The 15,007-nt window shown below is 36.0% G+C and carries 12 protein-coding genes; 5 read left to right on the top strand and 7 right to left on the bottom strand.

Going from position 1 to position 15,007, the window contains the following annotated elements:
- Window positions 1–3: 3 nt before the first annotated feature.
- From PHP31_02340 to PHP31_02325, 4 genes are read right to left on the bottom strand one after another with little or no spacing between them, the layout of a single operon-like run.
- Entirely contained in the window at window positions 4–2,112 is a 2,109-nt protein-coding gene (locus PHP31_02340) for a hypothetical protein (GenBank protein ID MDD3738119.1), read from the bottom strand.
- Between the two features lie 15 nt (window positions 2,113–2,127).
- Window positions 2,128–2,709, bottom strand: a complete 582-nt coding sequence (locus PHP31_02335; protein MDD3738118.1) for a phosphatase PAP2 family protein — start codon at window positions 2,707–2,709, stop codon at window positions 2,128–2,130.
- Window positions 2,710–2,722: 13 nt separating this feature from the next.
- Window positions 2,723–4,540 (bottom strand): DegV family protein, encoded by a 1,818-nt coding sequence (locus PHP31_02330; protein ID MDD3738117.1) that lies wholly within the window; start codon window positions 4,538–4,540, stop codon window positions 2,723–2,725.
- Window positions 4,541–4,586: 46 nt separating this feature from the next.
- Window positions 4,587–5,099 (bottom strand): hypothetical protein, encoded by a 513-nt coding sequence (locus tag PHP31_02325; protein MDD3738116.1) that lies wholly within the window; start codon window positions 5,097–5,099, stop codon window positions 4,587–4,589.
- Between the two features lie 502 nt (window positions 5,100–5,601).
- On the opposite strand from PHP31_02325, the gene PHP31_02320 reads away from it, so the two are divergent.
- The 3 genes from PHP31_02320 to PHP31_02310 all read left to right on the top strand — a co-directional run bounded on the left by PHP31_02320 (window position 5,602) and on the right by PHP31_02310 (window position 9,007).
- A complete protein-coding gene (locus PHP31_02320) occupies window positions 5,602–6,060 on the top strand; it encodes a DUF1573 domain-containing protein (protein ID MDD3738115.1) in 459 nt (152 codons plus the stop codon).
- A gap of 128 nt (window positions 6,061–6,188) precedes the next feature.
- A complete protein-coding gene (gene dnaB / locus PHP31_02315) occupies window positions 6,189–7,748 on the top strand; it encodes a replicative DNA helicase (GenBank protein MDD3738114.1) in 1,560 nt (519 codons plus the stop codon).
- A 2-nt stretch (window positions 7,749–7,750) separates the two neighbouring features.
- Window positions 7,751–9,007, top strand: coding sequence for an asparagine synthetase B (locus tag PHP31_02310; GenBank protein MDD3738113.1), 1,257 nt, complete (start codon window positions 7,751–7,753; stop codon window positions 9,005–9,007).
- A 228-nt stretch (window positions 9,008–9,235) separates the two neighbouring features.
- Here PHP31_02310 and PHP31_02305 read toward each other — a convergent pair whose 3' ends face one another.
- The 3 genes from PHP31_02305 to rpe form a co-directional block, all read right to left on the bottom strand.
- Window positions 9,236–11,530 (bottom strand): TonB-dependent receptor, encoded by a 2,295-nt coding sequence (locus tag PHP31_02305; protein MDD3738112.1) that lies wholly within the window; start codon window positions 11,528–11,530, stop codon window positions 9,236–9,238.
- 149 nt (window positions 11,531–11,679) lie between these two features.
- A complete protein-coding gene (locus tag PHP31_02300; GenBank protein ID MDD3738111.1) occupies window positions 11,680–13,137 on the bottom strand; it encodes an aminoacyl-histidine dipeptidase in 1,458 nt (485 codons plus the stop codon).
- Between the two features lie 4 nt (window positions 13,138–13,141).
- Entirely contained in the window at window positions 13,142–13,807 is a 666-nt protein-coding gene (gene rpe / locus PHP31_02295; protein MDD3738110.1) for a ribulose-phosphate 3-epimerase, read from the bottom strand.
- A 233-nt stretch (window positions 13,808–14,040) separates the two neighbouring features.
- On the opposite strand from rpe, the gene PHP31_02290 reads away from it, so the two are divergent.
- Both PHP31_02290 and PHP31_02285 read left to right on the top strand, forming a co-directional pair.
- Entirely contained in the window at window positions 14,041–14,445 is a 405-nt protein-coding gene (locus PHP31_02290; GenBank protein ID MDD3738109.1) for a hypothetical protein, read from the top strand.
- 74 nt (window positions 14,446–14,519) lie between these two features.
- Window positions 14,520–15,007, top strand: a 488-nt coding sequence (locus PHP31_02285; protein ID MDD3738108.1) for a hypothetical protein, incomplete at its 3' end; no start/stop codon positions are given.

Here is a 15,007-nt window from a genome sequence, read left to right as displayed (position 1 = left end):
AATTTAATATGAACCGAAATATTTTCGCATAAACCATTCAAATCCTAACAAAAACACAATTAAGAACAAAATAAGTTTAAAGTCAATCAACTGTGTGTATTGTTTTTGATGATGAATAAGTGTTTTGTATTCGGTATTGTTCATCAAATATTCGCTTAATGAATCTAAATCGTCGTAAGTAAATAAACTCCCATTACCGGCTTCTGCCAACTGGTATAGCAGATTGTGATTTGCTATAAGATTACTGCCTTCAACCTCGATTGCCTCAATCATTATTTTTCCGTTTTTTACAAAATCCTCATTTTCAAAACTAGTAGAAACATTGTAGGTATATTCGCCTGCCGATAAGTTGTTTATATTCAGAGTGTAATAATTGTCGGTTCGTGAAAATGTGTAAGTATACTGATTGGAAGCTGTGTCGAAAATGTCCATAACCACTTCGGGAGTATTTATAAGCTGGTACGATTTATTGTAAAACTCAACATCGAAAACAACTTGTTCATTTTCGGCAAAGCTTGCCTTACTTTTAACTCTAAATCTGCCTTTGTCGCCTTTTACTGTCAGATATTGAATTACGGAATTAACAAAGTCGTCAAATGCTTTATAATCGCCAGTTTTAACAAAGGTGTTCATTCGCCAACGCCAAATTCCTTCGCCCAAAATGTAAGCCATTTTATTGTTAAAATCCTGTCCCACAAGCATAATCGGCGATTGAGTTACATACGAACCTACTTTTTGATACAGCACCGGCTGCAATACCGAACTAGTTTTGTACTCTCCTATTATCGATTTCAATGGTGGATAATCGTTTACAATATCAATGAAAGAAGAATTTATTTGAAACCACGAAAAACTGTTATTATAAACGGGTGTAACTGCATCCCACAACATAGATTTTGAAGGGATTTGAACCATTGGGAAATACTTGTTAAAATAGCCAATATCCGTTGAAGTACCTACAATGCTCAGATACGGAATATTTAAGTCGGTGATTTTTTCGGCAAATTCCGACGTAATACCATAAATATCAGGCACTTGATGCAATATTAGCATATCGTAATTCAAGTTGTTTTTGTTAAATTCTTTATACGAAAAGACCTCAACGGTTAGGTTGTCGTTGTTGTTTATTGCCTGTCTCAACGCAGCAATATCGGGGTGTGGCGACGAATATATAATTGCAACTCTTTGCTTGTTTTCAATAACATCTATATAAAAACTTTTGTAATTATTACTGATATTTCCTTCGCCTTCGGCAGGTTTAATCCTAACCCTATAATGATTAACTCCAGCATCTTCAGCTTTAATATTCGTTTTTATCTTTGTATAAAAATCGTTGTTATCGATTTTAATTTTATTGGAATAAAGCACTTTTTCTGCTTTAATAATATCAACAATAATGTCTCTGTCTTTTAGCTTATCGGCTTTAATTTCAACCTCAACAGGAAATTCGTTGCCCAAAAATGCGTAATCGTTGGCATTTATTTTAAGTATTTTAATATCGGGGATAACATTGGTATCGCCCATGGCAACAACTTGTGCCGGAAATTTAAGTTCGTCGCTGCTCAGATAAACCGGATTTAATCCTTTGTTGTATATACCATCGCTAAAAAGCAATACTGACGCAATATTTCTATTGTAGTATTGCTTGTTTACGTACTTGAAAACATCGGAAATATTTGTTGTTTTGTCGGTCAAAGTCAAAGAGTCGTCGCTTATATCTCTAACCTTATCGCCGAAAATTACTCGTTGAACTTCAAATTTGTCCGAAAGCTGATTTACTAAATTGCCTACTCTATTTTCGTAATCGGACTTAAATTTTATTTTATTGGAATTATCATGTCCTAAAATAGATTCGGAATTATCTTGAGCTACAATTAGAATAGGTTTCTCTTCTATTGTCTTTTTTCTTAGCAAATACGGCGATAACAACAAAAAACACAAAAATGAAACCGTTAAAAACCTTACGGCAAACAATATTGGAGTTAGTTTTTTGGTAAAAACTCCCTTATTCTTGAAATAATACAAAAAATACGCATAAACAAAACCTGCCAACAAGCACAAAAGCACTAATATAAGCGGTTTAGAAGTATATATAATATTTAGTGTTTGCATTTCAATATCTTTTTATCAAATGCTTTGTTTACTGAGATAACAGTAGATTTCTTTAAAAGCCTTATAAACAACAATGCCAAATAAGGTTCCAATAGTAGCCCCAACAATAATATCGCCAGGATAGTGTACTCCGAGATAAATACGACTAAAAACCGTAATTACTGTAAAAATCCACAAAAGAATAAACAGATATTTTGGTTTATTCTTAAAAATCAACGAAAAAAACGTAACAACGGCAAATGTATTTGAAGCATGTCCCGAATAAAAACTATACAAACCTCCCCTGTATCCGTTTACAGTGTTGACAACATTGCTTATTGCATCTTCATGGGTCGGACGCAAACGCATGAAATAATACTTACTCAGATTGCAAAATTGGTCGTTTATTAGTATTAATACTCCCAACATTATAAAAACGAGAACGGAATACTTTCCGAAACGCTTAACAATAATGTAAAACAATATGATAAAAAGGGGAATCCAAAAAGTGTATTTAGTAAAATGCCACATTATAAAATCAAGTGTCGAGCTTCGAAATGAATTGAGCCACAAAAACAGCAATTCGTCGAGTTCTTTAATTGATTCAATGATTTGCATTTTATAAACAATTTTATTTCTTCATTACCGAAATAGCCGTAACTCCTGGTCCTGCATTCACTCCGAGAACCGGACTGGCAAATCCTATAAAAACAGGTTCCATTCCGTACTTATCTTTCATTTTATTAATGAATTTTTGAGTCATTTCGTCATTTCTAACACTGGTAACTGCATAGCTATATACTTCTCCCCCACCTATCAGTTTTTCAATGGCATCAAAAACAACTTTTTCGGCTTTTTCAATCCTTCTAAACTTTTTTATAGTCTCAGGTTTGCCTTCGGTATTTATTGTTAGTACGGGATTAATATTCAACAGTCTAGCAAAAAAACCTTTGGTATAACTCAAGCGTCCGCTTTTAACAAGGTATTTTATAGTTTTTGTTGTGGCAAAAAGTCTTGCCTTTTCGTTCATATTTTGAAGTTCGGCTTTAATTTCTTCAAAACTTAGTCCGCTCTCAATTAAATTAGCCGTACGCAATACAATTAAACCCGTAGCTGCCGTTAGATATGTGGCATCGTGTACGTAAATAGGAACACCCGTTTGCTCCGAAACAAACTGAGCAGCCTTTTTGCTGTTTGAAAAAGTTCCGCTAAAAGTCCCCCCCATATGTATGCCTATTACATATTTGAAATGCGAAGCCAAATACGAATACTTGTTGACAAAGTCTTTGTACGAAGGCTGAGATGTAGAAAGTGGTTTTTTACAATTATCTAGCCTATCGTAAAACTGAGTGTTAGAAATTGTAACATTATCCAAAAACTGGTTATCGCCAATGTGTAAGTTCAAGGGAATAACCGAAATAAAATGTTTTTCCAACAAGTCGGCAGGAATATCGCAGGTTGAATCGGTTAGAATAGCTATTGAGTTTTTATTTTCGGTGGTCAACGATTGCTGAAATACCATATCGTCAACTTTTTGATATAATACATCGGCGTATTTGCTAATAGTATCAAACAATTCTTGTGGCTCGTCGGTGTGAATATGCAGTCTTATCTTTTTTGTAGAGCCTGCTATTACAAACGAATCGCCGAAATGCTTTATAGCATTTGAAATTGTTTCTTTATCCGAGTTTTTATGTTTTTCCACCGATATCAACGCTTCGCAACAATATCTATAAGTAAGTTCTCCATGTACAACCACCGGAAGTGCTTCAAAAGCAAGCTCCTCTTTGGTTATACTCAGCGATTTAAGAGTTGTATTACCTTTTAAGAAATCTAACATTCCTTCCAAAAAACAAACAAAACCTTTGGCACCTGCATCAACTACCTTATTCTTTTTCAAAACTTCTAACTTCTCAGTAGTTTCAATTAAAGCTGTTTTGGCTACCTCAAAGGCTTTTAGTAGCAGCTGGATAATGTCCTCAACAGTATCTTTAAATTCGTTGATAGCTATTGCCCACTCTTTTATAACCGTAATCATGGTTCCCTCAACAGGATTTGCAATAGCTTCGTAGGCGTACTTAACGGCTTTGTTTACAGATGTAGCAAAAGCCTTCAACGAAAATTCGTCGTATTTGCTTATTTCGTCTCCGAAGCCGTACAAAAATTGAGCGAAAATAATTCCAGAATTTCCTCTTGCTCCAACGAGAGCCGCATCGGCTATGGCAACAGCAACGTTTTTTATGCTGTCGGTCGGAACCGGACTATCAATAATGCTACGAATTGTGCTTGCTAAATTTGTGCCGGTATCGGCGTCGGCAACAGGAAATACATTTATTTTATTTATAATAGTCTGATTGGCAATTATTCTCTTAGCTCCCGATATGAAAGCGTAATAAAAATACTTGCCATCATTTATTTTTTCAGTAATATTATTGTTTGTAACAATCATATTATTAAGGTTTATCTTTGTCAAAAATACAATTATAAAAAGGTATTTATTTTAAACGAACAAAATCGGAAAAATCGTTCTTTAAAATCTTTGCATTTAGCTTTTCAGTTATATCAATATCTCTTGGCAAAGTTCCGCCCTTGTACATTCTCTTTAAAGGTCTTTTAGCAATAATTTTATCGTACAGTTCTTCAACTCTGGGCGTTTTATCCAAATTTGAGTACTGCTCGTACGTGTAACTCAAAAATGCAACATTTTCGTTTATTCCTCTTTTGTCTAGCCAATATCCTTTTTCTAAAGCCACCGGCTTTGTGTAATTCCCATCAACAACAAGGTCTCCTTTATCGGGAAACGAAACTATGGTCTTCTTGTCTTTACTAAGTATTACTGGAACATTATTACTGTAATCAGCTTTGGTTTTGTAGATTATTATTCTAGGTCCCGGAGCCGACATTTGTCCATCGGTTTCTTTTTGATTTGCAACATTAATAGGTGTTTTACAAGAAAAAATCAATAAAAATATCGATGAAAATAACAAAACCGTTTTAAATGTTCTCATATGCCTTATTTTTTATTATTTAGTATGAAACTCAATCGTTCTATATTCACCCAGTTGCAGTAAATTCAGACTTTCGAGTTAGTTTCATACTTATATTCTTTTATCTATATAACTGAAATTGTTTCGCAAAAGTACAATTTATTTCCATAAAGCAAAATCTATTATTGTTGTCCGATAAATATCTTTAATCTCAAAGTCGCCGTTAGCTATTGGCTATTGGCTCTTAGCTGTTTAGGGTTACGCGGTGTGGTTTCGGGGTACAGGGCAATTAGCAATTAACCCAGAAGTTTCAGGATTGAGTTTAGCCAATGGCTAAAGGCTAAAGGCTAAAGACAATTAACACAAAGCCTAACACACAAGCTTTACAGCATTTGCAATTAATATTAATTAACAATTTACAGCTTTTAAAAAACCAAAAGAATAACATAAAAATAGTATCTTAGCCATTAGAATGTCAAAATTGGTATTATTATTGTTAGTCAAAGAATAAAAAACAATTTTTATGTATAAAATAAGAATCATAACACTAATAAGTTTACTACTGATAAGCGTAGTTGGGTTTTCGCAAAGTAGCGATAGTGCCACCGATACATCCAAACAGGCAGTTATAAAATTTGAAAACACAACACATAACTACGGTAATATAATAACCGGCTCCGATGGCATTGCCGAATTCAGATATAAAAACACCGGCAATTCGCCTCTAATAATAACCAATGTTGTTGCAACCTGCGGCTGCACTGTTCCTCAATGGGACAGAGCCCCCGTAATGCCAGGCGGCACAGGCACATTGGTTATAAAATACGATACCCAAAGATTGGGCACAATTAACAAATCGGCAACCGTAAACTCCAACGCAAAAAATTCGGCAGTGGTTTTATTATTGAAAGGCAACGTAGTTAAGCCTTCTAACACACAGCTACCCACAAACAACCCTACTGCTGCTCCATTTGCCGAATAGTACGCACTAAAAAGCTTTATTTTGCTTAACTTTGCTGCTTTGTTGATAAATAATAGTGGCAAGAATTTGTGTTTTTTGCGTTATTATTATACTTTTGAATTAAAAATAAAAAGTAAAGAAATAGAAAAATGAGTAACGTTGAAAATAAGACCAGAGTAGCAATTAGAAGCAATACAGCAAGACTAAACAAAGATTTTCCTTTGGAATACGGAAAAATTCCGCCTCAGGCTATTGAATTGGAAGAGATTGTTTTAGGCGAATTGCTTCTTGAAAAAGATGCGGTGTCAAATGTTATTGACCAACTATCGGAAGAAGTTTTTTATAAAGAAAATCATCAAATTATTTTTAAAGCCATACACGATTTGTTTCACGCAAACGAACCTATCGATGTGATGACAGTTATTGAAAAGCTGAAAAAAAACGGCAAATTGGAAATAGTGGGTGGACATTACTACATTGCACAACTCACGGCTCGTGTTGCATCGTCGGCTAATATTGAATATCATGTTGGTATTTTAAAACAAAAATATTTGCAACGCTGCCTTATAAGCACGGCAACCGAAACTATAAGAAAAGCATACGACGAAACTATTGATGTGTTCGACCTTTTGGATGAAACCGAAAGAAATTTATTTGAAATAAGCGAAGTTAACTTGCGACAAAAAGCCTCAAGCATGAATGCGCTGGTATCAAACGTAATGCATAACGTTAACCACTTACGCTCCAATGAAGATGCATCGACAGGGCTTTTGACAAGATTTGACGTTATTGATAAAATCACCGGTGGTTGGCAACCCAGCGACCTTATTGTCGTTGCTGCTCGTCCAGGTATGGGGAAAACTTCGTTTGTGCTCAGTATGGCAAGAAATATAGCTATAGATTTTAATAACCCTGTGGCTTTTTTCTCTTTAGAGATGACTGCCGAACAGCTTGTATCAAGACTTATTGCTGCCGAATCGGAGATAGGAGTCGGAAAACTTCGTTCCGGCGACTTGCACGATTACGAATGGGAACATATTAACTCAAAAATACAAGCGCTTAGCAACGCACCAATGTTTATTGACGACTCGCCCGGACTTTCGCTATTTGAACTGCGTGCCAAAGCAAGACGTCTTAAAGCCCAACACGATATAAAGCTTATTATTATCGACTACATTCAAATGATGACCGAAGGTGGCACCAAAACTTCCGGCAACAGAGAACAAGAAATTGCAAATATTTCGCGCTCGTTAAAAACTTTAGCAAAAGAGCTTAATATTCCTATAATAGCTTTGTCGCAACTCAACCGTTCGGTTGAAACCAGAGGAAGTACAGGTGGAAGAGCCGCTAAAAAGCCCGTACTGTCCGACCTTCGTGAATCTGGTGCTATTGAGCAAGACGCCGACCTTGTTTTGTTTATCTACCGACCGGAATATTACGAAATTAACGAAGATGATTTAGGCGATACCAGAGGCAGAGCTATGATTAGCATTGCTAAACACCGTAACGGTAAAACAGGCGACGTATGGCTCAGATTTGTTAAAGAGTTCACCCGATTTGAAAACATGCCTCAACTTCCAACTTTCGATAACTTTCAAGGTCATCACGGCGAAGGTGCTGTTATACTTCAATCTAAAATTAACGACCTCGACCCAAACGATAATTTCTTAAACAATACTAACGATTATCCCGAAGAACCTGATTTTTAAAAATGACTAGAAGACTCTTATTTATTATACTAGTACTTTTATCTTTAAAAGTACAAGCTTCGTACATCTTAATTCCAATGGATAACACCCAAACCAACCACTTAAAATCGTACGGAATTGCGTATTGGGTTTTGGAAAGAGATGTTGAAGTCAGCTGGCTTTTGAACTACAAGGGCGGCTCTTTTTTATTCCGACACACAAACTTGTTTGAAAACGAATGCATTGTCAGAAACGTTAAGTATCAAGTTATTGCCGACGTTCAAGTGTTGGCTATACGCGAGCATATTTCCTCGCCCGAAATAAATATGGATGAAGTTAAACTCAATAAAGCTCCGAAAATCGCAGTTTATTCACCCAAAAACAAATTACCTTGGGACGATGCCGTTACTCTTGCCCTTTCGTATGCCGAAATCCCTTACGATTTGATTTACGATGAAGAAGTGATGAATAACGTTTTGCCCTTGTACGATTGGCTTCACCTGCACCACGAAGATTTTACCGGACAATACGGAAAATTTTGGGTTGCATACAAAAACAGCGATTGGTACAGAAATGACCAACGCATAAACGAAGAAACTGCTCGAAAGTTAGGCTTCAATAAGGTAAGCAAACTTAAATTGGCAGTAGCAAAAAAAATAAAAGAGTTTGTTGCCGGTGGCGGATACATGTTTGCAATGTGCTCAGCACCCGATAGCTACGATGTGGCTTTAGCAGCCGAAAACACCGATATATGCGAAACCATGTTCGATGGCGACCCCATGGATAAAGATGCACAGGAAAAACTTGACTATAGTCAATGTTTGGCTTTTCAGAACTTTAAATTGGTTACAAATCCTTACGAATACGAAATTGCAGATATTGATGTGCCACACGCGAGAAGTATTTCGGAAAGAAATGACTTTTTCACCCTTTTCGACTTCTCTGCTAAATGGGATCCCGTACCTACCATGCTTTGCCAAAATCATTTTCAAGTTATTAAAGGCTTTATGGGGCAATCAACGGCTTTCAGAAAAAAATATTTGAAACCTAATGTGGTAATTATGGGCGAAAATAAAGCACTCGACGAAGTTAAATACATACACGGCGAGTTTGGAAAAGGAACATGGACATTTTACGGTGGACACGACCCCGAAGACTACCAACACAGAGTTGGAGACCCTCCAACCGACTTAGAGCTATTCCCTAACTCTCCAGGCTACCGACTTATACTCAACAATGTCCTATTCCCTGCAGCTAAAAAGGAGAAACAAAAAACTTAAATGGTGGTGGGTGATGGGTGGTGGGTGATTGGTGATTGGTGATTGGTGATGAGTGATGAGTGATGAGTGGTGGGTGGTGGTGATGGGTGATGGGTGTATGCAATGAGCAATGTGCAATGTGCAATGTGCAATGTACCCGAAATATCGGGATTAATTACTAATTGTTAATTGATAATTGTTAATTGCCCCTCACCCTCCAACAGCTAAGGGCTAAAGGCTAAAAGCCAACTAAAACGTCCAAGCTATTCCTAAACTCGGCATAATAGGCAACTGATAAATTCTTTCGGTTGAAAGCCTTTCGACGTAGAATATGTTTTTTCGATTATATACGTTTGTTAGAGAGAAGTTTGCCTCTATTTTTGAATGCTCGGTAATAATAAACTTACGCGACAAGCCGAAATCTAAACGATGATAATCAGAAAGTCTGCCTTTATTGTAATCGGCGTAAATAGTTTCAATTCTGCCGTTTTCGGCAATAATATCACTTGAAATTCCGTCAACTAAAATCAACTGCTCGTAGTATCCCTGATTTTGAGTAAATGGAAATCCTGAACCGAAGTTCCATTTCAAGTTTACTTCCCATTGGTCGAAAGTGCCCCACTTGTAGACTCCCAACAATGTTACGTTATGTCTTCTGTCGTAGTGCGGTGCATATGTAATCATTCCGTCGTATCTATCCACCCACGAAAGCGAATAAGCTCCCCAGATATACAAGTTGTTATGGTCGTATTTTAAAGAAACGTCTAATCCGTAAGCTCTTCCGCTTTCAACAATAAAATCTTTTCTCTGATATTCGGGTTTATCGCTGTACTGCGGTATGTCGTTATATATTTTATTTCGGTTCAGATTAATAAGCTGAGAAAAGTTTTTGTAGTATCCTTCAATATTAAACGTCAGATACCTCAATGCATCGTATTCGGCGCCTACAACAATATGTTCGGCTTTTTGAATCTTGTGTTTTAATGATTTGCCATCAAAGGTCGAAGGTAAATCCCTTGGTCCTGATAAAAACCCGTAAAATAGGTTCACAACTTCTCTATCGCTGCTTGTAGCTAAAAAGTTTTGCGAGTAAATTCCCGTTGCTAATTTAAAACGTAGCTTATCGGTCAACAAATACTTTAAAGCAAAGCGTGGTTCAAATGAAGCATACGAGTGCGAAGCGTAGTATTGAAGTCGCATTCCGGGCTCCAATAAAAACTTATTAAAGCCCATTTTATAAGTTACGTAAGGTGCTACTTCGGTTGTATATTGTTGAAGTGTTGTTCTTAATTTCAGTGAGTTGTAGTAAACAAAGTCGGTGCTAAAGCCCAACATTTCTACTCCAGCCTTAAATTCGTCTTTCCCAACAAACGATGTAACACCAATAGATGCACTAAAACCGTCAATTTTACTCGAACGTGGCAAATTGTTTTTTTCGTCCATTGAAATAGCATAATTCGAGTACGCAATGCTACCTTCAATCATTACAGGACTTATACCCGGAATAACAACAAAGTGAGTTCCGCCCCCGAAAGTATTCCAACTAAAATCGGAAAGAGCCTTGTATTTTACCCTATCGGCAAAGTTAAAACCAAAAAAGTTTATTTTAGAACCATTATTTGTATTAATAGATACCTTTCCGTACAAGTCGTCGAAATTATAAGGCAATCCGTCTTCATCTATATATTTATAAAACACTTTTGAACTTTGTTCAAGATATGATGTTTTATACGATAATAAAAATGATGTGCCACCATGCGATTCATCTTGCTTTACAAAAGGACCTTCGAGCAGTAAGTTAGCACCAAAGGTAGTACCGCTAACCTTTCCCGACAATCTTTGCTTGTTTCCGTCTCGAGTTTTCAAGTCCATAACAGCCGAAATTCTTCCACCATGCTCGGCACTAAATCCGCCCGAATGCACATCGGCAGTACGCAACAGGTCGGTTTCAAACACTGAGAACAAACCTATTGAGTGGAAAGGATTGTAGATAACCATTCCATCTAACAAAACCTTATTTTGTATAGGTGCACCTCCTCTTATGTATAATTGTCCACCTTGGTCGCCTGTAAAAACCACACCGGGCAATACTTGCAAGTACTGCGCAAAGTCAGCCTGACCGCCAATTGTTGGTATTTGTTTTATCAGTTTTGGTGTTACCTGAGTTACCGAAGTTCTAATATCGGTTCGAGCCGAAGTATACTCGGCTGATACCGACACCGCTTCAAGCTGAATAACCGATTCCTCTAGTATCAATCGAAGTTGCACGTTATCGTTAACATTAAGACTTACCGGTTTGACAGCAGTATCATAGCCCACAAAAGTCGATATTAGCGTGTAATCGCCTTTAGGGATACGCGTAATGATAAAATATCCGTTTTCGTCGGTTGTGCTACCTATTGTTGTGCCTTTTAAGAACACACTAGCAAACATAACAGGCTCGCCTGTTGATTTTTCGTAAACAAAGCCCTTTATTGTATTATTCTGCGAAAATAAAGCTGTTGTTAGTATTAATAAAGCAAAAAGAATTATACTTTTTTTCATTGATAATTAAATTAAATTCACTCAAAAACCCTTGACACGCTTTCGTTTAAGAAAAACCTAATCCGGTTTTACTGCGTTTTAGTAGTTTATTTTATACTTTTTGTATAGCGTGCAAAAGTATAAAAAATTAATAAATATTTGAGCAATTTTTATGCTATGGTTTTAAGCACTTCTAAAGTTAAATCCCAAAACATTTCAACTGTTGCAATTTCAAGCCTTTCGTCGGGAGAGTGAGCCCCTTTAATTGTCGGTCCGAACGAAATCATATCCATTCCGGGGAATTTTTCGCCAATCAAACCGCACTCTAATCCTGCGTGAATAGCCAAAACTTTTGGTTCTTTACCAAATAGCTTGACATAGGCTTGTTTTGTAACTTCCATTACGTGAGAGTCGGGATTAGGCGTCCAACCAGGATAGCCGTCGTCGTGTACAACCTCGCAACCGGCAAGATCAAACAGACTCTCAACCATGTTTACGACGTATTCTTTTGAACTTTCAACCGAACTACGCTGACTTGTGCCTATTTCAAAATATTTTTTGTGCATTTTTACCGATGCCAAATTTGTAGAAGTTTCAACAAAGTTGGGAATACTTGCCGACATAGCAATAACGCCATGCGGACAAGCATACACGGAGTTTATTAGTCTTTTCTGTTGTTTCTTTGAAATAACTTTGCCAACCTTATTATCAACAAGACAAGTAATTTTCAAATCGGGTTCGTTTAAGTTAAATTCAGCCAGTATTTGAGCTGAATATTCGTCGAAAAATTTCAAAAACTTTGCTTTTTTAGATACAGGAATAGCTATTTTAGCCGATGCCTCGCGAGCTATAGCATTTCGCAAGTTTCCACCCTCGAAAGTTGAAAGACGCATTCCGAATTTTTCTTGAAACAACCATAAAAGTCTGACAAGAATTTTAACGGCATTGCCTCTGTTTTTGTTTATATCGTCGCCCGAATGTCCGCCAATCAGACCGCTGACATTAATATTGTACGCTTTGTACTTAGCTTTGTCAATATCTTCAAGTTTGTAATCCAAAAATGCTCTTGTGTCTCTTCCACCCGCACAACCAATAAACAGTTCGCCTTCGTCTTCTGAGTCAAGATTTAGCAAAATTCTACCTTTTATCATACTTTTTTCAAGCTCTTTTGCTCCTGTAAGTCCGGTTTCTTCATCGACTGTAAAAAGCATTTCCAAAGGACCGTGCTCAATATCGTCGGAAGCCAATATTGCCAATTGCGTTGCCACTCCTATTCCATCGTCGCCGCCCAATGTTGTTCCGCTTGCTTTTACCCAACCGTCCTCAATTCGGGGAACTATCGGGTCTTTTTCAAAATCGTGGTCAACATCGCTGTTTTTTTCGCCAACCATATCCATATGGCTTTGCAAAACAACTATTGGAAAATGTTCGTAGCCTTTGGTAGCAGGCTTTCTGATTACAACATTACCTATTTTATCCTGCTGATAATCTAATTTTTGAGATTTAGCAAAATCAACAAGGTATTTTATTATTTTTTCTTCTTTCTTCGATGGTCGTGGAACTTGAAGTATTTCATAAAAATATTTCCACAACAATTCCGGCTTTAAATTTTCAAACAAATAACTCATAGTATTATATATTTATTGATTCATCTTTTATTGCTTCCATTTTATTAATAACCTCAATAGGATTTGGCGAACCGAATACACTATTGCCTGCAACCAAACAAGTAGCACCGTCGTTTGCCAACTCTTGAGCATTTTCAAGGTTTACGCCTCCGTCAACTTGTATTATCGCCGAAGAGTTAAATATCTTAATCATTTCGTTTAGTTCACGTACTTTTGAGAAAGTATTTTTAATAAAATTCTGTCCTCCAAATCCGGGATTAACCGACATAAGTAGCACCAAATCCACATCTAAAAGGACCTCCTTTACACTAACAAGCGGTGTGTGCGGATTTAGCACAATTCCTACCTTCTTGCCCAATTCTTTAATTTGGTATATACATCGGTGCACATGATTTGTAGCCTCTACGTGAAAACTTATTAAATCGGCTCCGGCATCCGCAAATGCAGCAAAATACTTTTCAGGTTCAACAATCATCAGGTGTACGTCCAAAATTTTGTCGGTAGCTTTGCGAACCGCCTTTACTATTGGAATACCAAAGGAAATATTAGGAACAAACCTGCCGTCCATTATATCAAGATGAACCCATTGAGCCCTGCTTTTGTTTATCATTTCTATGTCGGCTGCTAAGTTTAGCATATTTGCCGACAATATTGATGGTGATATTATCATTGCATTATTTTTTTGTAAAGGTAAAACTTTTGTATTAAAAATCAGTATAATTACTCAATTTTTTGTACGATTTTGTTTGTAACCATAAATACGCAAGCATATTATTCGGGAGCACTACATGTTTTATAAAATTATTATATTTGTTGCTTGAAAAATATTAATAAATTTCCAACTTTACCTTGTGAAACCAAACTGTACATACAAGCTGAAAACAAACACTTATTTTTCAGACCATGATGAAACTATATAAATACTTATTTTACAGGCTGTACACATGGAATTTAAATAAATGGGGTGAAAATGACTTACCTCAATGGAATGCCATGTTTATTGTTTCATCTATGATGTTCCTAAATTTGATTTTGATTGGAATATTATTGCAAGCAATTGGTATAAATATTTTTTACCTTGAAAAAACACCAAAGAAAGAAATAACGTTTATAGCGACTGGATTAATGATCATGAATTACTTTTTATTCATTCACAAAGGAAAGTATTTGGAAATTACAAGATTATTGGAAAAAGAAACTCCAAAGAAACGGAAAATAAACACAGCCCTTATTTGGCTATATGTAATTTTATCATTTACCCTTTTTGTAATTGGGATAATAATATTGAAAGAATTAAAAGGATATTAATTTTAGAGTTATTTTTCTTCATAAAATGAAAAAACAACAAAAACCACTAACTTTGCCTTATTAAACAAACACGCATGCAAACTCCAAAAAAATTAACTGTAAAAAGAGTTGTACTATCGTTAATTTATGCATTAATCATTTATTTGGTTGGTTTGACTCTGTACGTCTCAATTAGTATTCACACATGTATGGTATTATATGACTACAAAGAAAGCATATATCAACAAGAGTTAAATTTTTTATTTCGTAAAGAAGTTCTGCCAACATTGGGTGCAAAATATGTTTATAAGTATAAAAATAAGGCAGGCATTTATTTTATGGAACAAAATGGTAATAATATTACAATCGTGGAGTGTTCTAATTTTAAAAATATTGACTTAGAAAACGTACAAATAATAGAAAATGTTGAAATAGAATCAACCAATAGAATAACATATGTCCAATATTACCACCCACCATTTGCTGCAGTACAACAGGCTTCGAAGCCAAAGAAATCAAGCTATTTAAATGTTGTAATTGATAATAAAGACCCCATTCCCATGAAGTCTATAGGTAAAAAAAG

Source organism: Lentimicrobiaceae bacterium, from assembly GCA_028697555.1.
Lineage (GTDB): Bacteria > Bacteroidota > Bacteroidia > Bacteroidales > UBA4417 > UBA4417.
Note: the sequence above shows the minus strand (reverse complement) of the source record. Positions and strands in the feature narration are given on the sequence as shown.